The organism is Brevundimonas sp. TWP1-3 (assembly GCF_049896085.1).
Classification (GTDB): domain Bacteria; phylum Pseudomonadota; class Alphaproteobacteria; order Caulobacterales; family Caulobacteraceae; genus Brevundimonas.
In genome coordinates this window covers 1,990,437-2,009,737 of sequence record NZ_JAFCTP010000001.1, presented here as the reverse complement: position 1 = coordinate 2,009,737, position 19,301 = coordinate 1,990,437, and the positions used below count along the sequence as shown (strand labels likewise).

Below are 19,301 nucleotides of genomic sequence, written 5' to 3'. Positions count from 1 at the left end.
GCCAAGCTTTCTGCCATAGTCGCCCGATGCGCAGCTTCGCCTTCAATGTCGCCTACTGGATCCTGTCGATCAGCTATGGACTGACGGCGGCCTTTGCGGCGCTCGCGCCCGGTCGCGGTCCCGCCAGCTGGGTCATCCGCCGCTATGTGAAGCGCATGGTCCAGGCCATGGCGATCTTCGCCGGCATTCGGCTCGACGTGCGCGGCAAGGAGCGGCTGCCCGAGGGCGCCTTCATCATCGCCTCGAAGCACCAGAGCTGGGGCGACGGCTTCGCCACCTACGACCAGTTCGACGATATCGCCTTCGTCACCGGCGACCATCTGGAGAAGTTTCCCCTGCTGGGCGGGGTGCTGAAGAAGCTGAGCGCCATCGTCGTCAACAGCTGCGGCGGCCATGAAGCCCGCAAGGCCCTGGCCATGCGCGCCGCCGAGGCCCGCGCCGAGAACCGCAAGATCCTGATCTATCCCGAGGGTCACCTCGCGCCCGTCGGCCGGAAGTTCAGATATCGGTCCGGCGTCTGGCACATGTACCGCGATTTCGAAATGCCGGTCGTGCCGCTCGCCACCAACCTCGGCGTTTTCTGGCCCGAGGAGAAATACGAGAAGCATCCCGGCGTCGCCACCCTGGAGTTCCTCGACCCCATTCCCGTCGGCCTGCCTAAGGACGAGTTTCTGGCCCGCCTGGAAGCCGTCATCGAGACCCGCACCGCCGAACTCGTCGCCCAGGCGACGGGTCAGTCGGTGACGCCTGCCGAGTTGATCGATACGCCCACCTGAACAAAAAGGCCGGGGAGGTCGCCCTCCCCGGCCCAATTCTTGGCGATCGATAGCCCGATCAGGCGGCGCCGTCGGCCTTTTTCTTCGACACTTCGGAATAGATCAGCAGGGGCTGAGCCTTGCCTTCGATGACCTCGGCATTGACCACAACCTCTTCGACGCCTTCGAAGGTCGGCAGTTCGAACATGGTCTCCAGAAGTATGCCTTCCAGGATCGAACGCAGGCCGCGCGCGCCCGTCTTGCGGGTGATCGCCTTCTTGGCGACGGCGATCAGCGCGTCGTCGGTGAAGGTCAGCTCGACATTCTCCATCTCGAACAGGCGCTTGTACTGTTTCACCAGCGCGTTCTTCGGCTCGGTCAGGATGGTGACCAGCGCCGCTTCGTCCAGGTCTTCCAGCGTCGCCAGAACGGGCAGACGGCCGATGAACTCTGGGATCAGGCCGAAACGCATCAGGTCGTCAGGCTCGACGCCCTTCAGGATGTCACCGGTGCGACGCTCGTCGATTTCCTTGACCTTGGCGCCGAAACCGATCGAGGCGCCGGCTCCGCGCGCCGCGATCACCTTCTCCAGGCCAGCGAAGGCGCCGCCGACGATGAACAGGATGTTGGCGGTGTCGACCTGCAGGAACTCCTGCTGCGGATGCTTGCGGCCGCCTTGCGGAGGCACGGAGGCGACGGTGCCTTCCATGATCTTCAGCAGGGCCTGCTGCACGCCCTCGCCCGAGACGTCGCGGGTGATCGAGGGATTGTCCGACTTGCGCGAAATCTTGTCGATTTCATCGATGTAGACGATGCCGCGCTGGGCCCGTTCGACGTTGTAGTCGGAGGCCTGGAGCAGTTTCAGGATGATGTTCTCGACATCCTCGCCCACATAACCGGCTTCGGTCAGGGTCGTGGCGTCGGCCATGGTGAAGGGCACGTCGATGATGCGCGCCAGCGTCTGGGCCAGCAGCGTCTTGCCCGAACCGGTCGGCCCGATCAGCATGATGTTCGACTTGGCCAACTCGACGTCGTTGTTCTTCGTCGCGTGGTTCAGGCGCTTGTAGTGGTTGTGAACGGCGACCGAGAGCACCTTCTTGGCGTGCGACTGGCCGATGACGTAGTCGTCCAGGACGTCGCGGATCTCCTTGGGCGTGGGAACCCCGTCGGTCGTCTTCTTGAAGCCGATCTTGTGCTCTTCGCGGATGATGTCCATGCACAGTTCGACGCATTCATCGCAGATGAAGACGGTCGGGCCCGCAATCAATTTGCGGACCTCGTGCTGGCTCTTTCCGCAGAACGAGCAGTACAGAGTGCTTTTGGCGTCTGAGCCGGCTGCTTTGGTCATAGACCCTTATCTCACTCCCGCGGGGCGAACCGAAATGGCCCGAAACGCGCTTCCCTCACATTGATGCCAGTACTCTGGCTGCGAAGGTCTTCAAAAAATGACAATTACCCATCCCACGTGCGACGACAACCCCGAAGGCGGCAAGGGATTGTTGCAGTGCGTGGATGGATCAGTGTCGGCGGGTATCAAGGCGAATGTCTGACATGGGGATCGTGCAGGATTTGCGCCAGTCCAACACTAAGGGGCGTCCCATTGTCGCGTTCGATTTCGATGGGACACTGACGATTCGCGACAGCTTCACCGAATTCCTGCGCTGGCGCGCCGGTCCCGGCGCCTGGGCCCTGGGTCTGGTCAAGCTGGCGCCCGCCGTGGCGGCCTATGCCAGGGACCGCGACCGGGGTCGGATCAAGGCGGCGTCGGTGAAGGAGTTCCTGCAAGGCGTCGATCGTCAGACGCTGGAAGCTGAGGCCGAGCAGTTCGCGCAGGGCGTCTGGCCGCGCTTCATGCGGCCCGATGCCATTGCGGTCTGGAACGACTGGGGCCAGCGCGGCGCCCATCGCGTGATCGTGACCGCCTCCCCCACCACCACGGTCGCGCCGTTTGCCCGAAAGCTGGGCGCGGAAGCTCTGCTGGGCACCGAGTTCGTGTTCGACGCCGACGACCGAATCACGGGCGCCTTTGCGGGTCCGAACTGTCGGGGAGAAGAGAAGGTGCGCCGGCTCAAGGCCGCCTATGGCGACGACATGATGCTGGTCGCCGCCTATGGCGACACCTCGGGCGACACCGAAATGCTGGCGATGGCGCAGGACCCGGGCTTCAGGGTGTTTCGCCAGAAGCCGTGAGGGCCTTCAGTTGCCGTCGGCGTCCACGTCGAACACGACGGCCTTGCCGCGTGAGGCCGGATCCCATCCCGCTGCGATCGCCGAGGTGATGGCAGTGCGCACCGCATCGACGTTGACCCGCTGCTTTTCCACATCCGGCCGGCCGTTGGGCCGCAGCGGCGGGGGGAACTGTACGATGGCCTCACGCTTGAAATCGACGTGGCGCAGGGACACGGCCATGCCCTCCCAGACATTGCCGCCCTTGGGCTGGGGCTGGCGACGAAGCTCCCAGGCGTAGGTTTCGCCGTCGACCTCGACCGTGCCGCTTGGATCTCGTGTGAACTGCATGGCGGTTCCGATAGCACAAAATGAAAAGGGCGCGCCGCGTCGGCGCGCCCTTTCGTCGTTTGTCGGGAGACTTAGCTGCCGGGCGTCTTCACGCCGTCGGCGTCGGCCTGTTCGCGGCGATCATAGACGTGGTCCACGATGCCCCAGGCCTTGGCTTCCTCGGCCGACATGAAGTGGTCGCGGTCCAGCGTCTTTTCCACTTCCTCGTACGTCCGGCCCGTGTGGTGGACGTAGATCTCGTTCAAACGCTTCTTGGTGTAGCGGATGTCGGCGGCGTGCAGTTCGATGTCCGACGCCTGACCACGGAAACCGCCCGAAGGCTGGTGAACCATGATGCGCGCGTTCGGCAGGGCGATCCGCTGCCCAGCCGCGCCGGCCGTCAGGATCAGCGAGCCGGCCGAGGCCGCCATGCCCATGACTACGGTCGAAACCGGGCTCTTGATGTACTGCATGGTGTCGTAGATCGCGAGCGCCGAAGACACCTGTCCGCCGGGGCTGTTGATATACATGCTGATTTCCTTCTTCGGGTTCTCCGACTCAAGGAACAGCAGTTGGGCGCAGATCAGCGACGCCATGCCGTCCTCGAACGGCCCCGTCAGGAAGATGATCCGCTCGCGCAGCAGGCGCGAGAAGATGTCGAAGGAGCGCTCGCCACGGCTGGATTGCTCCACCACCATCGGCACCAGGTTCATGTTCATCAGTTCAATCGGATCGCGCATATAGCCTTCTCGGGAATGCTGGGGACGCGCGACTCAAAAACCGCACGTCTTGTTACTCTGCATATCGGTCATGAAGGCCGCCTTACAAGGCCGTGGCCAGACATGAAAAAGGCGGAGGCCCTATGACCTCCGCCTTTGGATCATTTGGAAGCGAGGGCGATCAGCCCTCGTCTTCGTCTTCCTTCAGCAGCTCTTCCTTCGTGATCGGCGTGTCGGTCACGTCGGCGACGCCCACGATCAGGTCGACCACCTTCTCCTCGTAGATCGGCGCGCGCATCTGGGCGGCGGCGTTGGGGTTCTGGCGGTAGAAGTTCAGGACGGCCTGTTCCTGGCCCGGATAGTTGCGGGCTTCCTGCAGGATGGCGGCGTTCAGCTCCTGGTCGGTGACCTGGACGTTGTTGGCGCGACCGATCTCGGCCAGCACCAGGCCCAGGCGCACGCGGCGCTCGGCGATCTTGCGGTACTCGGCCTTCAGGTCCTCGTCGGACTTGGCGGCGTCTTCTTCAGGCAGACGGCCGGCGGTCTTGTCGGCCTCAACCTGTTGCCAGATGCCGTCGAACTCGGCGTCCACCATCTTCGGCGGCAGCGGGAAGTCGTGGGCTTCGTCCAGTTGGTCCAGCAGGGCGCGCTTCAGCTTGAAGCGGGCGGCGCCGGCGTATTGCTGGTTCAGGTTCTGGCTCAGCAGTTCCTTCAGCTTGTCCAGTGACTCCAGACCGATACGCTTGGCGAAGTCCTCGTCGACCTTGGCTTCGACCTCGGCCTTGATGGCCTTCACCTTGACGTCGAAGGTGGCCAGCTTGCCGGCCAGGTGGGCGGCCTGATAGTTCTCGGGGAAGGTGACCTCGATGGTCTTCTCTTCACCGACCTTGGCGCCCGTCAGCTGCTCTTCGAAGCCGGGGATGAAGCGGCCCGAGCCGATCACCAGGTCCGCGTCCTCGGCCGTGCCGCCGTCGAAAGGCTCGCCGTCCAGCTTGCCCAGGAAGTCGATCGTCAGCTGGTCGCCCTCGGCGGCCTTGACGGTCTTGCCCTTCTTGTCCTCGTAGGACTTGGCTTGGCCGGCCAGTTCGGTCAGGGCCTCGTCGAGATCGGCGTCCGAGGCTTCGTAGGTCGGGCGATCCAGCTTCAGGGTCTTGGGATCGATCGGGGTGAAGTCCGGCATGATCTCCAGAGCCATCTCATAGGAGAGGTCTTCCTCGCCCTTGATGACCTTGTCCATGTCGGAGATCAGCTTCATCTCGGCCGGGGCGGCCGGACGGATCTTGGCTTCTTCCAGCGCCTTCTGGCTGGTTTCGTTCAGCTCGGCGTTGATGATCTCGCCCATGAACTCACGGCCGAAGGTCTTCTTGACGTGGGCGACCGGCACCTTGCCCGGACGGAAGCCCTTCAGCTTCACCTGCGGGGCGACTTCCTTGACGCGGGCTTCGAGCTTGGCGTTCAGCTCCGCAACGGGAATGGTCACCGCGATCACGCGGCTGAGGCCTTCGTTCGACTTTTCGACGACTTGCATGGTCGGGATTCTGACGCTCTGTGGCGCATGGGCCTTAAGGACGGCCGGCGCGGAATGGATAAAGCAAGAAGGCCGCCCTGCCCCAGGTCTTGGGAAGGAGCGGCGCCTCGAAGCCCGCCCTTATGTCGAGAAGGGCCCCAAAGGTCAACGCGGGCGTGATTGCGGCCGGTGGTTTCGCGCATCAGGCAGGGTTATGTTGGCCACATGAGCCAGCCCGCCTCCCCCATCGGCGTCTTCGTCACGCCAGTCACCCCGCTTCAGCAGAACTGTACCACCGTCTGGTGCACCGCCACCAACAAGGCGGCAGTCATTGATCCGGGTGGATCGGTGGATGTCGTTCTGGGCGAGGTTCGGCGGCGCGGCCTGACGCTAGACCAGATCTGGATCACCCACGGCCATCTGGACCACGCAGGCGGCGCGGCCGAGATGAAGGAGAAGACCGGCGTCCAGATCACCGGCCCTCAGAAGGCGGATCAGTTCTGGATCGACCGAATCGTCGAGAGCGGACGGATGTATGGCCTGCCCGACGCTCGCCCCTTCACGCCTGATCGCTGGCTTGAGGATGGCGACACGGTCACCTTGGGCGAAACCACCTGGGAGGTGCGTCACTGTCCCGGCCATACGCCGGGCCACGTCATCTTCTTCAATCGCGCGGCGCGTTTTGCTCAGGTCGGAGACGTCTTGTTCAAGGGATCGGTCGGCCGCACTGACTTTCCGATGAGCGATCCGCCGGCCTTGATCCGCTCGGTGATCGAAAAGCTCTGGCCGCTGGGCGACGACGTCACCTTCGTGCCGGGGCACGGACCGATCTCGACCTTTGGCGAGGAACGCCGCACCAATCCCTTCGTGTCGGACGCCGCAATGAGACAGGCCCCGATCCAGCGTGAGCCGGCGGGGCCTGCCTAAAGCTCTCGCCTGGATCAGCGGCGCAGGATCATGCCGATGATCACGCCGATGCCCAGCGCATACAGGGTCGCCTTCATCGGGCTGTCCTGAATATCTTCCTGGACGCGATGCACGCGACCCGAAATCTTCTCGCGCACCAGGCCTACGTCTTCGCGCACGGCCTGGCGAATGGAGGCGGTTTCGCCGAAGGTGCGGCGTTCGCCACCGGCAAGAATGGCGTCGGCTTCGCGGTCCAGACGCTGCGTCAGATCGTCATCGTCCAGAACGATGTCGTCTGGCGAGGGCGAAGTAATGGGTGTGTTGGTCATGTCGATCTCCGGGTTCGCACAACAAACCGACCGGGCGACCAGTGGTTCCTTTGAACGTCAATGGCGGGGTCGCGTTGGTTACGGGCAAGGAGAAGATCATCATGACCTACATCGAACCCACCCCCACGACACCCCAGCCGGAAATCCAGCCCGAGACCACGCCTCAACCGGAAATTCAGCCGTCCGACACGCCTGACGAAGTTCCACCGATGGAACCCGATGGCGGGGGCGAAGGTGATTCCAGGCCTTATGGAGCCGGATGAAGTCAAACCACGAAGACGCTCAGGGGTGTGACAGTAAAACAGGGTTCCGAACGGAACCGTCACCGAGTCACAGGGTTCACTTCAGCAAGCGCAACGGCAGCACTGAAAGGACCCCGATGGACAGCCAGCCCTCACGACCCTCCGGCGTTTCCAAGAGAGGTTTCGCCTCCATGGATCCAGAACGTCAGCGCGAAATCGCGCGCAAAGGGGGCGCCAGCGTCCCCAGCGAAAAACGAAGCTTCTCCCAGGATCGCAGCCTCGCCGCACAGGCCGGCCGTAAGGGTGGTGAAGCGTCGCACGGAACCAAGAAAGACGCGGACGCCGCAGACGGCGAATAACCCGCTGAGACCTATAAAATAGGGCGGCCCGTCTATCGACGCGCCGCCCTTTTTCTTTGTGTTTGGGGCGTCGCTCTGTGCGACGCCCCAAAGCCGATTCAGGCCCGAAGCAGAGCCAGGGCCACGCTGGGTTCGGGCGACACGTCGATGCGCACCACGGACCAGCCGGACGCCTTCGCCATGGCTTCGACGGTCTCGGGCGTGAACTTGCGTGAGCTTTCTGTGTGGATCGTCTCTCCGCTCATGAAGCGGAACGACTGATCGCCGATGCGGACCGTCGTCGGAGTGACGGTCTGCAGATGCATTTCCATCCGCGACGCCTCGGAGTTCCAAACCGCCCGGTGCGTAAAGGCGTCCAGATCGAAATCGGCGTCCAGTTCGGCGTTGGCGCGAACCAGCAGGTTACGGTTGAAGGCGGCGGTGACGCCTTGGCTGTCATCATAGGCGGCGACCAAGATCGCGGGATCCTTGACCAGATCGACGCCCAGAATGAACAGCGCCCCCTCACCCAGCATGCGTCGCGCCGCCTCCAGGAAACGCTCGGCCTCGTCCGGCTGCAGATTGCCGATGGTCGAGCCGGGGAAGAAACCGATGCGGCGTCCCCGCGGCAAATCGTCCGGCAGAGGCGCCAGATGTTCGAAGTCGCCCAGCACCGGCTGAACCCTCAGGCCAGGATAGTCCGCCCGAATGCGGGTCGCGGCGTCCAGCAGGGCCGTCTCGCTGATGTCCAGCGGCACATAGGCCCCCAGGTCGGGCACGGCGTCCAGCAGGATGCGGGTCTTCTCGCTGGCCCCGGATCCGAACTCCACCAGCACGGCGTCCGGCCCGAAATCGGCGGTCAGGGCCGCCGCGCTGTCGCGCAGCAGGGCCGTCTCCTGCCGCGTCGGATAGTATTCCGGCAGGGCCGTGATCTCTTCGAACAGGCGCGAACCTTCGGCGTCATAGAACCATTTGGGCGGCACGGCCTTCTGGTCGCGCGACAGGCCCTCGACCATGTCGCGCCGGAATCCTGCGGTCTGGGCGTCGTCCGGCGGCACGGCGTGCCTGTGCGGGGCGTCTTCGGCTAGTCTCAGACCCATGAAGGCCCACCTCTGTTGCGGGTAGAAGAAGTTCCGATACGTCACACGGGCATGATCGGACGGCGTGGCGAAGGCGCCGCCGCGCATAACCATCTGATTGGCCATGAACTTGCCGTTGTATTCGGCAGCCGTGCCGGACGTCGGCTGGAAGCCGGGGTAAGGCGCATAGGCGCTGGACGTCCATTGCCAGACCTCGCCAGACAAGTTCGAGAAATCCTCAGGGGCGGTCGTCGCCGCATGTTCCCATTCCGCCTCGGACGGCAATCGCTTGCCGGCCCATCGCGCACAGGCGTCCGCCTCGTAGAAGCTGACATGACGTACGGGCGCGGCGGGATCGACCGGGGTGCGCCCGGTCAGACCCATGACTGTCCAGTCGCCGCCGTCGCAACGCCAGTATAGCGGCGCGGTCCAGCCCTGGGCCTTAACCGTCGCCCAGCCGTCCGAAAGCCAAAGGTCCGAGCGGGTGTAGCCCCCGTCCTCGATAAACCGGATCCAGTCGCCGTTGGTCACCAGATCGGCGGCCAGCGCGAACGGCTCCAGCCAGACCCGATGCGCCGGGCCTTCGTTGTCGAAGGCGAAGCCGGCTCGGCCATGACCGATCGACACCAGGCCCGCGTCGAACGCGACCACGCCGCCGCGTGTCTTCTCGACCGGCCGGTCACGCGGTTCGACCTCATAGGCGGCGGGGTCGAGCGGCGACCGCGACATCAGGTTCAACAGATCCATCAGGAACAGTTCCTGATGCTGCTGGTCGTGATGCAGACCCAGCTCGAACAGATACCGCTCAAGCCCGCTCGACGGCCCCTGCGCCAGCCAGGTGGCCATGCGTCGATCGATCTCGCGGCGATACGCCAGGACCTCATCAACCGACGGGCGGGTCATCAGGCCGCGTTCGGCGCGCGGCACCCGCTCGCCCAACGCCTCATAGTAGGAGTTGAATAGTTGCTGGAAGCGCGGGTCGACAGGCCGATAATCAGGATCAGACGCCAGGATCAGCGCTTCGAAGAACCAGCTGGTGTGGGCCAGGTGCCATTTGCCGGGGCTGCAATCGGCCATCGACTGCGCCGACAGATCTTCAGACGACAGTCCCTGGGCCAGGGCGGGCATCGCCGCCCGAACACTCCGGAAGCGCGCCACGTCCGACGCCGCCCGCGTATCGGGCTCGAATCGAGCATTCATGTCAGCCGTTCCGTCCCGCGCCAGTCCCGCTGCCCGGACCGGGCGTCGCGTCGTTCAAGCAGATCGAACGTCACGCCACGGTCGGGGTTCCCAGGTGAGTGGTCAGGGATTTGGGAAGTCTGGCTGCAAATTCAACGCACCGGCCTGCCGCCGTGCTTGGCGTATTCCAGACGGGCTATGGTGCGGTTGTGAACCTCGTCAGGACCGTCGGCGATCCGCAGGGTGCGCACCGTCGCATAGAGTTCGGCCAGGGGTGTGTCTCCCGACACGCCGGCCCCGCCGAACGCCTGGATGGCGTCGTCGATGACCTGAAGCGCCATGCGCGGCGCCGCGACCTTGATCTGGGCGATCTCGGAGCGGGCGTTCTTGGCCCCTGCCTGATCCATCATCCAGGCGGCCTTCAGCACTAGCAGGCGACACATCTCGATATTGGTGCGGGCGTCGGCGACCCGCTGTTCCCACACCGAATGTTCGGCCAGTTGCTTCTTGAACGCCGTCCGGTTCAGCAGGCGCACGACCATCAGTTCCAGCGCCCTTTCCGCCGCCCCGATCACCCGCATGCAGTGGTGGATACGGCCCGGACCAAGCCGCCCTTGGGCGATCTCGAACCCCCGGCCCTCGCCGGCGATCAGATTCTCGACCGGGACGCGGACGTTTTCCAGCACCACCTCGGCATGGCCGATGGGCCGTTCGTCATAGCCGAACACCGTCAGCATCCGTTCGACGCGGAAGCCGGGCGTGTCGACGGGCACGATCACCTGCGACTGCTGCGCATGGCTGGCGGCGTCGAAGTCGGTCTTGCCCATGACGATGGTCATGGCGACGTTCGGATGGCCCATATTGGTCGACCACCATTTGCGGCCGTTAATGACGTAATGGTCGCCGTCACGCTCGATCCGCGTCTGGATATTGGTCGCGTCGGACGAGGCGACCTCGGGCTCGGTCATCAGGAAGGCCGAGCGGATTTCGCCCGCCATCAGCGGCTTCAGCCAGCGATCCTGCTGGGCGGCGTCGCCGTACATGTGCAGCACTTCCATGTTGCCGGTGTCGGGGGCGTTGCAGTTGAACACCTCCGACGACCACAGATGGGCGCCCATCATCTCGGCCAGCGGCGCATAATCGAGGTTGGTCAGGCCTGCACCGTGTTCGCCCGGCAGGAACATGTTCCATAGCCCGGCCTCACGCGCGGCGGCCTTCATCGCTTCCATGACCGGCGGCTGGCGGGTCGAATCCTCGCGCACTTGGGCGAAATACTCGGCTTCGCGCGGGATTACCTGTTCGTCTAGGAAGCGGCGCACGCGGGCATGCCAGTCCAGGGCGCGGTCGGAATGTCTGAAGTCCATGGCGTTATCCTCTTCCCGTTCGCGCCTCTGCCGGGCGCTCGATACGAAAACGGCGCGGCCCCGATCAGGAGCCGCGCCGCCATAACTGGTCGTTCAGACCGGCATCAGCGCTTCAGCAGCGGAGCCAGCTTCTGGGCGATCATCATGTCGCCGGCGATCTTAAGCTTGCCCTGCATGAAGGCCATCATCGGATCCAGCTTGCCTTCCGACAGGGCCATGAAGTCGTCCCACTTGATCGAGACCGTAGCGTCGGCGGGCTTGTCTTCGTTGGTGACGGTGTTCGGCACCGAGGCGCCGTCGATGTAGATCTTGCCCTCGTCGCCGAGGTCGAGCTTCACGGTCTTGCCGAGACCGGAGTTGTCGCCGACGGCGCCGCGGATGTGTTCGGTGACTTGTGCGAGATCGGGCATTGGGGGCGTCTCCCTAAAAGGACGTTGTGAACTACGGGTTAGCCCGCATCGGCGAAGGCGCCAAGATCACGTCGGGTAAAGCTCGCATCACTTCTGCGGATCGCCATCCCGAAACCGCCATTTCATCGCCAGCACGCCCGACGCCATCACCAGGGCGCAGGCGTTCGCCACCGTCACCGGCCACGCCTGCGTCATCACGCCATAGACCACCCACAGGACAAAACAGGTCACCGTCAGCGAATAGGTCTTCAGGCTGACCGAGGACGCGTCGCGCTCCTTCCAGATTTTGATCGCCTGGGGCGCGAAACTGGTGATCGAGCAGACAGCCGCCGCCGAACCGACGATGTTGGCGATCAGGTCGCTCACGCTATGATCCGCCGCTGAAAGTGAGAGTCGCCGTTGCTCATGCCGCAATCCCTCGCGGCCACCCCGAACCGATGTCAGGGACGAACGACAGGCGGCGGCCGCCGCGCCTGGGTCACCTGTTCCAAGGCGTAACCCAGCGAAAGGATGCGTGCGTCCTCCCACTTCCCACCAAGGAAGCTCAAGCCCACCGGCATCCCCCGATCAAAGCCCATCGGCACGGTCAGGTGCGGATAGCCGGCGACGGCGGCCAATTGGCTGGCCGAGCCCTCCATGTCGTCCTCATCCTTGGGATCGTTGGTCCAGGCCCGCGAAGTCGTCGGGGCGATCAGGGCGATCAGGGCATTGTCTCGCATCAGCCGGTCGATCCCCTCCGGTCCCGCCAGCCGCAGCGAAATCGCGCGCGCCTCCAGATAGTCAGCCTCCGTCAGATCGCCCATCGCCTGAGCGCGCTCGAAGATGTCCTGACCGAACAGCACCGTCTCGCGCGGCTCGGCGGCGTTGAAAGCGATCACGTCGGCCAAAGTTCGGGTGTGGACCTGTTTCGGGTCGGTCGAGGCCAGATAGGCGTTCAGGTCGTGCTTCAGTTCGTACAGCAGCACCTTGAACTCGGCCGTTCCGATGACCCGACCGTCCGGCCCCTCCGGCAGATCGACCAGCACGGCGCCTGCATCGCGCAGGGCCTGCAGGTTCTGTTCGAACACCGCCTGGGTCTCGGCCGAATACCCCTTCAGGAACCGCATCACCCCGATCCGCGCGCCGCGCAGGGAACCGGCGTCCAGCCCGGCGGCATAGTCCACCTTTCGCGCGTCAGCCTCGACCGTGGCGGGATCGGCCGGATCGGACCCGGCGATGACCGTCAGCACCTTGGCGGCATCCCGGACCGTCGTCGCCATCGGCCCGGCCGTATCCTGAGAATGGCTGATCGGCACGATATGGGTCCGCGACACCAGGCCGACGGTGGGCTTGAACCCGACTACGCCGTTGACCGAGGCCGGACAGGTGATCGACCCGTCTGTCTCCGTCCCGATCGCGACCGGCGTCAGGCCCAGCGCCACCGCCGCACCGCTGCCTGACGATGATCCGCACGGCGTACGCGCGGGATCATAGGGGTTCAGCGTCTGCCCCCCGACCGCGCTCCAACCGCTGATCGAGTCCGAAGACCGGATGTTGGCCCATTCCGACAAATTGGTCTTGCCGACGATGACCGCGCCCCCGGCCCGCAGCCGGGCGACCAGAGGGGCGTCGCGGCCCGGCGCATTGTTCGCCAAAGCCAGCGACCCGGCCGTGGTGGGCATGTCCGCCGTCTCGATATTGTCCTTCAGCAGGATCGGCATGCCGGACACGGCGGACGCGCCGCCGCTAGTCGGTGAAGAGTCGCTCCAGCGCAGGACGGCGTGGGCGCTGTCGTTCAGGCGGCCGGCCGCGACCACCGCCAACGCGGGCGGATAATCCCCCTCCTGACCGCCCGCCCCGGCCGCGCAGCCCGCCAGGGACAGCGCGACCGCAGCCGCGAGGATCAGTCGGCGGCCGGTTCCGCGCGCTTGCCGATCGTGCGGTCCAGGAAGTCGAGATAGGTGCGCCATTGCTGCAGTTGCCTCGGTTCGCCGCGGACGCCGTGTCTCTGGCCGGGATAGAGCATCATCTCGAACGGCATGCTCTTGGCCTGAAGGGCGTCGATCACGCGGGTGGCGTTGCCGAAAATGACATTGTCGTCGGCCATGCCGTGCAGGATCAGCAGGCGGCCGGTCAGATCATCCAGGCGCGGCAGAACGTCGGTGGCGGCATAGCCTTCCGGATTGTCCTGGGGCGTGGACATGTAGCGTTCGGTGTAATGGGTGTCGTACAGGCTCCATTCCGTCGGGGCGGCGCCGGCGAGAGCCGAGGCCAGACCGGCATCGGGCTCAGTCACGGCCAGCAGGCTGAGGAAGCCGCCGAAGCTCCAGCCCATCATGGCGATCCGGTCCGCATCGACATAGGGCAGGGTCTTCAACCATTTGGCGGCTAAAGTCTGATCCTCGACCGCCGGAATGCCCAGGCGGCGATAGATGCTGGTCTCGAACGCCTGCGACCGATCCCCCTCGCCGCGATTATCGACGCGGAAGACGATGTAGCCCGCCTCGGTCAGCAACTGGTTGGTCAGCGGCTGCCAGCTCTTCTGCACGCCCGCGCCGGTACCGGGGCCGCCATAGACCTGCATCACCACCGGATATTTCTTGGACGGGTCGAAATCCGGCGGGGTGGTCATGCGCCAGACCAGGCTCTGGCCGTGGCTCTGCATTGTGCCGAATTCGGGCGCGCGCAGGCGCGAGACATAGGGGGTGAAGGGGTGTGCGGCGTCGAGCTTGTTCTCCTCGATCCAGCGCACGCGCGTGCCGTCGATCCGATACAGGGCCGATTGCGGCGGGGTGGCGGGATCCGAATAGTTGCCGACATAGGCCGTCGCCGGCCCGTTGACCGACACGCTCCACCAGCCGCCGCCCGGCGTCACTGCCACGGGATCGACCGTGCGGTTCAGACTGGCGCGGAACATCTGCTGCTCGATCGGCAGTTCCTCGCCGTCGCGCATCGAGGCGGTGAAATAGACCTCGCCGGTCTGTGCGTTGACGCCGTCCAGATGTTTGACCGGATAGTCGCCCCGCGTGATGGCGCGTAGCTGACGGCCGTTACGGTCGTACAGATACAGGTGGCGCCAGCCGCTGTCCTCGTTCGACCAGATGAAGCGGCCGTCCGGCAGGACGTGGAAGTCATTGTTCAGATCGACCCAGGCCGAGGCCTTCTGGCTGAGGATCACGCGCGACGCGCCCGTGGTCGGATCGACGCTCAGCAGGTCCAGCGTCTTCTGGTCGCGCGACTGGAGCTGGACATACAGGGTCTTGCCGTCGCCGGCCCAATCGACCCGCGCCAGATAGATGTCGGTGTTGGCGCCCAGGTCCACCTTGACCCGTCCCCCGCCCTGCAGGTCGCGCACATACAGTTCGACCACCGCATTGGGACGGCCGGCGCGGGGATAGCGCTGCTCGACCATGGTCGCGCCTGCGCCGGTGATCTCGAACCGGGGCACAATGTCCACCGGGCTTTCGTCCACGCGGGTCAGGGCGATGTAGCGTTCGTCGGGGCTCCACCAGTATCCGGTATCGCGGTCCATCTCCTCCTGGGCGATGAACTCGGCCATGGCCCAGGTGATCAGGCCCGCGCCGTCGTCGGTGATCGGCGTCTCCTGGCCGCTGGCCAGATCATAGACGACCAGGTTCTGATCACGGACCCAGGAAACATAGCTGCCCTTGGGCGAAACCTTGGCGTCGATCTCGTCGGCCGGCGTCTCGGTCAGGCGCCGCACCTTGCCGTCGGCCCGATTGGCCAGGAAGATGTCGCCTTCCAGCGGCGCCAGGATGTAGCGGCCCTGCTGGTCCCACGAATATTCGACCACGCCGCGCGCGCTGATCCGCATCCTCTCGCGCCGCGCCTTTTCGGCCTCCGACAATTCTCCGGCGTCTGGAACCAGCGCCTGGGCATCGATCAGCTTGTAGGGTTCGCCCTCGCCCGTCGGGGCGGCCCACAGGTCCTGGACATCCACATTGTCCTCGCGCGAGCGCAGGAAGGCCACCAGTTGCCCATCCGGCGACAGGCTGACCCCCTTGGCCACCGGGCCGTTCAGGCTGGGGCTGGAGAAGACCCGCTCCGGCGTCAGGATGTTGGAGGGCGTCTCTTGGGCGAGTGCGGAACCCGCCGACAAGAGGATGGTCGAAGCAAGAAGGACTGTGCGCATGGGGCCGGACGCTAGCGGCCCTTCTGCAAGCCGTCACGAGGAAAAGTCGCCGTCTGACGAAAGGCTTTTTCTTCCCTGCGAGCGGGTCTCAGATTAGAGAGACCGCACCATGACCGACGCCGCCCTCTCCCCCGCCCCCGTGAAAGCCAGCCCGTTCAATGAACTGGAGGTTCTGTGGGTCCGCCATTGGACCGACAGCCTGTTCAGCTTCGGCGTGAAACGGCCCGAGGATTTCCGCTTCCGCTCGGGCGAGTTCGTGATGATCGGCCTTCCGGGCGAAGGCGGCGGCAAACCCGTCCTGCGCGCCTACTCCATCGCCAGCCCCTGCTGGGCCGAGGAGCTGGAGTTCTTCTCGATCAAGGTCGCCGACGGCCCCCTGACCTCGCGCCTGCAGAAGATCGTCGCCGGCGACACGGTCCTGATGGGTAAGAAGCCCACCGGCACCCTGGTGCTGGACGCCCTGACCGGCGGCGAGCGGCTGTTCCTGATCGGCACGGGCACGGGCCTGGCCCCCTGGCTTAGCGTCGCCCGCGACCCCGACACCTATTCCCGCTTCGGCCATGTCTATGTAATTCACACGGTGCGCAGCGTCGCAGACCTGGCCTATCGCGACTTCTTCACCCGGGAGATCCATGACGACCCGCTGATCGGCGACGAGGCCAAGGCGCAGCTGACCTATTATCCGACGGTCACGCGCGAAGAATTCGAAACCCCCGGCCGTATCACCGACCGCATCAAGTCCGGCGACTTCTTCCGCGACCTGGGCTTGCCCGACGGTTTCGATCCCGCCCGCGACCGCGTCATGCTGTGCGGCTCCATGGCCATGATCAAGGAAGCCGGCGAACTGCTGGAGACCTATGGGCTGAAGGAAGGCTCAAACGCCGAGCCCGCCGACTATGTGCTGGAACGCGCCTTCGTCGGCTGACGTCTTGGCTTGCGCGGCCTGAGCGGCTAACCCCACCGCCATGCACCACCCTGCCCTTGTCGCCGTCGACGCTCGTGTCGATCCCGCCGAATGCCAGTCGATGTCCGACGTCCGCCAGGGCGTCGATGCCCTAGACCGCGCCCTGGTCGCCCTGCTGGCCGAACGTCAGCGCTATATGGAGGCGGCCGCCCGCATCAAGCCCGACCGCGACGCCGTCTTCGACCAGGCCCGCATCGACGACGTGGTGGCCAAGGTTCTGGTCGCCGCCGAGGCGCACCACTTGTCGCCCGACATCGCCGAACCCGTCTGGCGCCTGCTCATCGACCGCTGCATCGCCCACGAGTTCGCGACGTACGACCGGACTCGCAGCTAGGTCGATAAAATGGTAACTTTCGGTCATGGCTCGACCGGAAACCTCCATCTTCAACGATCACGACGCAGAGGCGGACGCGCATTCGCTTGCAGAGGCTGAGGCCGACATTGTGGCCGGTCGCGTCGTCCCGCATGAAGACGTGGTCGAGTGGCTGAAGACCTGGGGGACGCCGCAAGAAGGTCCGCCTCCGGCCAAATGGAATATCGATGGCTGAGGTCATCTGGACGGCGAAAGCCATTCGGAACGTCGAAGCCATCCGAACATACATTGCTCAGTTCAGTCCGCTGGCCAGTCAGCGCATGGCCCTACGCCTCATGTCAGCCGGCGCAAGCCTGGCTGAACATCCCGAAAGAGGCGCACCCATCCCCGGCGGCCGTCGTCAACTGACCCACATCCCCCCCTACTTGCTTCGGTACAAGGTCGTCGGCGCGCGCGTCTTCATTCTGGACGTCCGGCATGCTGCAGAGAATGCATCGTAGCCCAACGGCCTCAGACGCTTCAGCCATCCTATTTTCGGAAGCGTGATCGTTTGATTTCAGCCTCTTAAATGCGAGCAGCGTCAATCGACCTACCGCTCCCTCCGGGCGCCGTATAATGGCCGTTCGGTATTTGACATCGCTGCGCGCTTAACCAGCCGAAATTGCACTTTCTTGCATTTTGCACGCGTTTTCGGAGTGCAGTGCAATTTAGCACATCCGTCGAAGTTGGACTCACTTGGACACTTGGACCGTTTTTTCCCCGAGTCCAACTTCCACCCCTACAGCCTCAGGCCTTAAGGCCCCGAAGCATCAGCTCATGGCGATAGGCCGCGACGTCCGCCAGCGCCGCCTCAAGGGCATCGCGGACCCGCTCCAGAGCCGGCGCGGCCAGGGTCTGGTTCGCGCCCTCCGCCTCGGCGCAGATCGCCGCCAGGTCTCGCGCCCCGATGCCCGCCGCTGCGCCCCGGATCGTGTGGACCCCATCGCGCCAGCCCTCGGACTTGGGGTCCAGCATGACGGACCACAGACCGGCCTGCTGGACGAACAGGCCCAGCACCTCCTCGTTGATGGCGTCGTCGCCGCCCGTCATGCCGTTCAGCACGGCGAAATCGACCGCGCCGGTCAGATCGCGCAACGCCATCAGGCCGCCGTCTCCTCGCCCTTGGCTAGGCGCGAGTTCTTGGACGACCAAAGCAGATATATCGCTACGCCGATCACGTTCCAGATCAAGAAGCCGATCTGCGTCACCGGCTTCAGGCTCAGGAAGAAGACGATGCAGCCGATCACGCTGACGGCTCCGACCAACGGCCACAGCGGCGCCTTGAACACCCGCCGGCGACCCGGCTCGCGGATACGCAGCACAATCAGGCAGACACCGACCGAGCAGAAGGCCGCCAGCGTCCCGGCGTTCGCCAGCGACGCCAGCTCGTCCAGCGGCAGAAGCCCCGCCAGGATCGCCACGACCACAGCCGTAAAGACCGTCACTACAGCCGGCACGCCCCGGCTAGACACCTTGGCCAGACGACGCGGCAGCAGGCCGTCGCGCGCCATTCCCAGGAAGATGCGGCTCTGGCCGAACAGGAAGGCCAGCAGCACGGTCGGCAGGGCGATCACCGCCGCCGCCGCGATCCACTGGGCCGCCGTCCCCTGGCCCATCTCACGCAGGATCAAAGCCAAAGGCTCTGGGCTGCTGGCGAAGCTCGCCACCGGCCGCGCGCCGATGGCGGCGGCCGCTACCACCAGATACAGCGCCGTGCAGATCAGCATGGACCCGACGATGCCGATGGCCAGGTCGCGCTCGGGCTTCTTGGTCTCTTCCGCCGCCGTCGAGATGGCGTCGAACCCATAGAAGGCGAAGAAGATAATCGCCGCCGCCGCCATCACCCCCGTCTGGACGAAGGGCGCGCCGAAGCCGTTGGGCATGAAGGGCGTGAAATGCTCGGGCTTGAACGCCGGCAGGGCGATGGCCACGAACACCACCAGCGCCGCGATCTTGATCAACACCAGAACCGCGTTCAGCGTCGCGCTCTCCTTGGTGCCCAGCAGCAGCAGGCCCGTCACCACCCCGATGATGGCTACCGCCGGCAGGTTAATGATCCCGCCCGCATGCGGCCCAGCCACCAGCGCCAGCGGCAGATCGACGCCCAGCCCGCTCAGGAAACCGACGGCATAGCCGGACCAGCCCACAGCCACGGCCGAGACCACCAGCGAATATTCCAGGATCAGGCTCCACCCCACGACCCAGGCGATCATCTCGCCCAGCACGGCATAGGAATAGGTGTAGGCGCTGCCCGCGGTCGGCATCATGGTCGACAGCTCGGCATAGGCCAGGGCCGCGCAGGCGCAGACCAGTCCCGCCAGGCCGAAGCTGATCATCACCGCCGGCCCCGCCAGGCCCGCCCCCACGCCGATCAGCGTCAGGATGCCGGTGCCGACGATGGCGCCCACGCCCAGGGCCAGCAGATGCGGCCAGCTCAGCGTCGGCTTCAGCCGCGGTCCATCGTGCGGCGCCATCATGACATCGATTGATCGACGCCGGTTCCAGAAGGCCATGAAGCTCGCTCCCCCG

22 protein-coding genes are annotated in these 19,301 nt (G+C 65.0%); 9 read left to right on the top strand and 13 right to left on the bottom strand.

Features of this window, described 5'->3' with window-relative positions; translation table 11 throughout:
• The first annotated feature begins 26 nt into the window (after window positions 1–26).
• Complete coding sequence (locus tag ACP693_RS09970; protein WP_426017171.1) at window positions 27–776, top strand: lysophospholipid acyltransferase family protein; 750 nt, start codon at window positions 27–29, stop codon at window positions 774–776.
• A gap of 58 nt (window positions 777–834) precedes the next feature.
• Here the strand turns inward: ACP693_RS09970 and clpX are convergent, their stop codons facing one another.
• The gene (gene clpX / locus ACP693_RS09965; RefSeq protein WP_135195870.1) at window positions 835–2,103 is read right to left on the bottom strand and encodes an ATP-dependent Clp protease ATP-binding subunit ClpX; all 1,269 of its coding nucleotides are present in this window, start codon (window positions 2,101–2,103) and stop codon (window positions 835–837) included.
• 203 nt (window positions 2,104–2,306) lie between these two features.
• On the opposite strand from clpX, the gene ACP693_RS09960 reads away from it, so the two are divergent.
• Window positions 2,307–2,945, top strand: coding sequence for an HAD-IB family hydrolase (locus ACP693_RS09960; protein ID WP_426017173.1), 639 nt, complete (start codon window positions 2,307–2,309; stop codon window positions 2,943–2,945).
• A 6-nt stretch (window positions 2,946–2,951) separates the two neighbouring features.
• Here ACP693_RS09960 and ACP693_RS09955 read toward each other — a convergent pair whose 3' ends face one another.
• The 3 genes from ACP693_RS09955 to tig form a co-directional block, all read right to left on the bottom strand.
• Window positions 2,952–3,272, bottom strand: coding sequence for a hypothetical protein (locus ACP693_RS09955; RefSeq protein WP_346495330.1), 321 nt, complete (start codon window positions 3,270–3,272; stop codon window positions 2,952–2,954).
• A gap of 71 nt (window positions 3,273–3,343) precedes the next feature.
• Window positions 3,344–3,991 carry an ATP-dependent Clp protease proteolytic subunit gene (locus ACP693_RS09950; RefSeq protein ID WP_426017175.1) on the bottom strand — a complete coding sequence of 216 codons (648 nt, stop codon included), beginning with the start codon at window positions 3,989–3,991 and terminating at the stop codon, window positions 3,344–3,346.
• 160 nt (window positions 3,992–4,151) lie between these two features.
• On the bottom strand, window positions 4,152–5,498 hold the full coding sequence (gene tig / locus ACP693_RS09945; RefSeq protein WP_426017176.1) for a trigger factor: 1,347 nt from the start codon (window positions 5,496–5,498) through the stop codon (window positions 4,152–4,154).
• 204 nt (window positions 5,499–5,702) lie between these two features.
• Between tig and ACP693_RS09940 the strand changes: the two genes are divergently transcribed.
• Entirely contained in the window at window positions 5,703–6,404 is a 702-nt protein-coding gene (locus tag ACP693_RS09940; protein WP_426017177.1) for an MBL fold metallo-hydrolase, read from the top strand.
• 14 nt (window positions 6,405–6,418) lie between these two features.
• On the opposite strand, the gene ACP693_RS09935 is transcribed toward ACP693_RS09940, so the two are convergent.
• Window positions 6,419–6,712, bottom strand: a complete 294-nt coding sequence (locus ACP693_RS09935; RefSeq protein ID WP_346495334.1) for a hypothetical protein — start codon at window positions 6,710–6,712, stop codon at window positions 6,419–6,421.
• Between the two features lie 101 nt (window positions 6,713–6,813).
• Between ACP693_RS09935 and ACP693_RS09930 the strand changes: the two genes are divergently transcribed.
• Together ACP693_RS09930 and ACP693_RS09925 are read left to right on the top strand one after the other, a co-directional pair.
• Complete coding sequence (locus tag ACP693_RS09930; protein ID WP_167762589.1) at window positions 6,814–6,975, top strand: hypothetical protein; 162 nt, start codon at window positions 6,814–6,816, stop codon at window positions 6,973–6,975.
• 116 nt (window positions 6,976–7,091) lie between these two features.
• Window positions 7,092–7,313 (top strand): general stress protein, encoded by a 222-nt coding sequence (locus ACP693_RS09925; protein WP_135195863.1) that lies wholly within the window; start codon window positions 7,092–7,094, stop codon window positions 7,311–7,313.
• A 98-nt stretch (window positions 7,314–7,411) separates the two neighbouring features.
• On the opposite strand, the gene egtB is transcribed toward ACP693_RS09925, so the two are convergent.
• From egtB to ACP693_RS09895, 6 genes are all read right to left on the bottom strand, one after another.
• A complete protein-coding gene (egtB, locus tag ACP693_RS09920; protein ID WP_426017180.1) occupies window positions 7,412–9,571 on the bottom strand; it encodes an ergothioneine biosynthesis protein EgtB in 2,160 nt (719 codons plus the stop codon).
• A 131-nt stretch (window positions 9,572–9,702) separates the two neighbouring features.
• On the bottom strand, window positions 9,703–10,914 hold the full coding sequence (locus tag ACP693_RS09915; RefSeq protein ID WP_426017182.1) for an acyl-CoA dehydrogenase family protein: 1,212 nt from the start codon (window positions 10,912–10,914) through the stop codon (window positions 9,703–9,705).
• A 104-nt stretch (window positions 10,915–11,018) separates the two neighbouring features.
• Complete coding sequence (locus tag ACP693_RS09910) at window positions 11,019–11,324, bottom strand: SCP2 sterol-binding domain-containing protein (RefSeq protein WP_426017184.1); 306 nt, start codon at window positions 11,322–11,324, stop codon at window positions 11,019–11,021.
• Window positions 11,325–11,411: 87 nt separating this feature from the next.
• On the bottom strand, window positions 11,412–11,690 hold the full coding sequence (locus ACP693_RS09905; protein WP_426017186.1) for a SemiSWEET family sugar transporter: 279 nt from the start codon (window positions 11,688–11,690) through the stop codon (window positions 11,412–11,414).
• Window positions 11,691–11,764: 74 nt separating this feature from the next.
• On the bottom strand, window positions 11,765–13,273 hold the full coding sequence (locus ACP693_RS09900; protein WP_426017188.1) for an amidase: 1,509 nt from the start codon (window positions 13,271–13,273) through the stop codon (window positions 11,765–11,767).
• On the bottom strand, window positions 13,207–15,456 hold the full coding sequence (locus tag ACP693_RS09895; RefSeq protein ID WP_426017190.1) for a DPP IV N-terminal domain-containing protein: 2,250 nt from the start codon (window positions 15,454–15,456) through the stop codon (window positions 13,207–13,209). The genes ACP693_RS09900 and ACP693_RS09895 overlap by 67 nt, the downstream gene beginning before the upstream one ends.
• A gap of 109 nt (window positions 15,457–15,565) precedes the next feature.
• On the opposite strand from ACP693_RS09895, the gene ACP693_RS09890 reads away from it, so the two are divergent.
• The 4 genes from ACP693_RS09890 to ACP693_RS09875 are packed head-to-tail and all read left to right on the top strand — an operon-like array spanning window position 15,566 to window position 17,233.
• A complete protein-coding gene (locus tag ACP693_RS09890; RefSeq protein ID WP_426017191.1) occupies window positions 15,566–16,381 on the top strand; it encodes a ferredoxin--NADP reductase in 816 nt (271 codons plus the stop codon).
• Between the two features lie 40 nt (window positions 16,382–16,421).
• Entirely contained in the window at window positions 16,422–16,754 is a 333-nt protein-coding gene (locus ACP693_RS09885) for a chorismate mutase (protein WP_426017193.1), read from the top strand.
• 25 nt (window positions 16,755–16,779) lie between these two features.
• Complete coding sequence (locus ACP693_RS09880) at window positions 16,780–16,968, top strand: antitoxin (RefSeq protein WP_426017195.1); 189 nt, start codon at window positions 16,780–16,782, stop codon at window positions 16,966–16,968.
• A complete protein-coding gene (locus ACP693_RS09875) occupies window positions 16,961–17,233 on the top strand; it encodes a type II toxin-antitoxin system RelE/ParE family toxin (protein WP_409716319.1) in 273 nt (90 codons plus the stop codon). Before ACP693_RS09880 ends, ACP693_RS09875 begins: the two co-directional genes overlap by 8 nt.
• Window positions 17,234–17,519: 286 nt before the next feature.
• Here the strand turns inward: ACP693_RS09875 and ACP693_RS09870 are convergent, their stop codons facing one another.
• Together ACP693_RS09870 and ACP693_RS09865 are read right to left on the bottom strand one after the other, a co-directional pair.
• On the bottom strand, window positions 17,520–17,873 hold the full coding sequence (locus ACP693_RS09870) for an Hpt domain-containing protein (protein WP_426017197.1): 354 nt from the start codon (window positions 17,871–17,873) through the stop codon (window positions 17,520–17,522).
• Window positions 17,873–19,285: an amino acid permease gene (locus tag ACP693_RS09865; protein ID WP_426017198.1), complete on the bottom strand. Its 1,413-nt coding sequence runs from the start codon at window positions 19,283–19,285 to the stop codon at window positions 17,873–17,875. The genes ACP693_RS09870 and ACP693_RS09865 overlap by 1 nt, the downstream gene beginning before the upstream one ends.
• Window positions 19,286–19,301 lie beyond the last annotated feature (16 nt).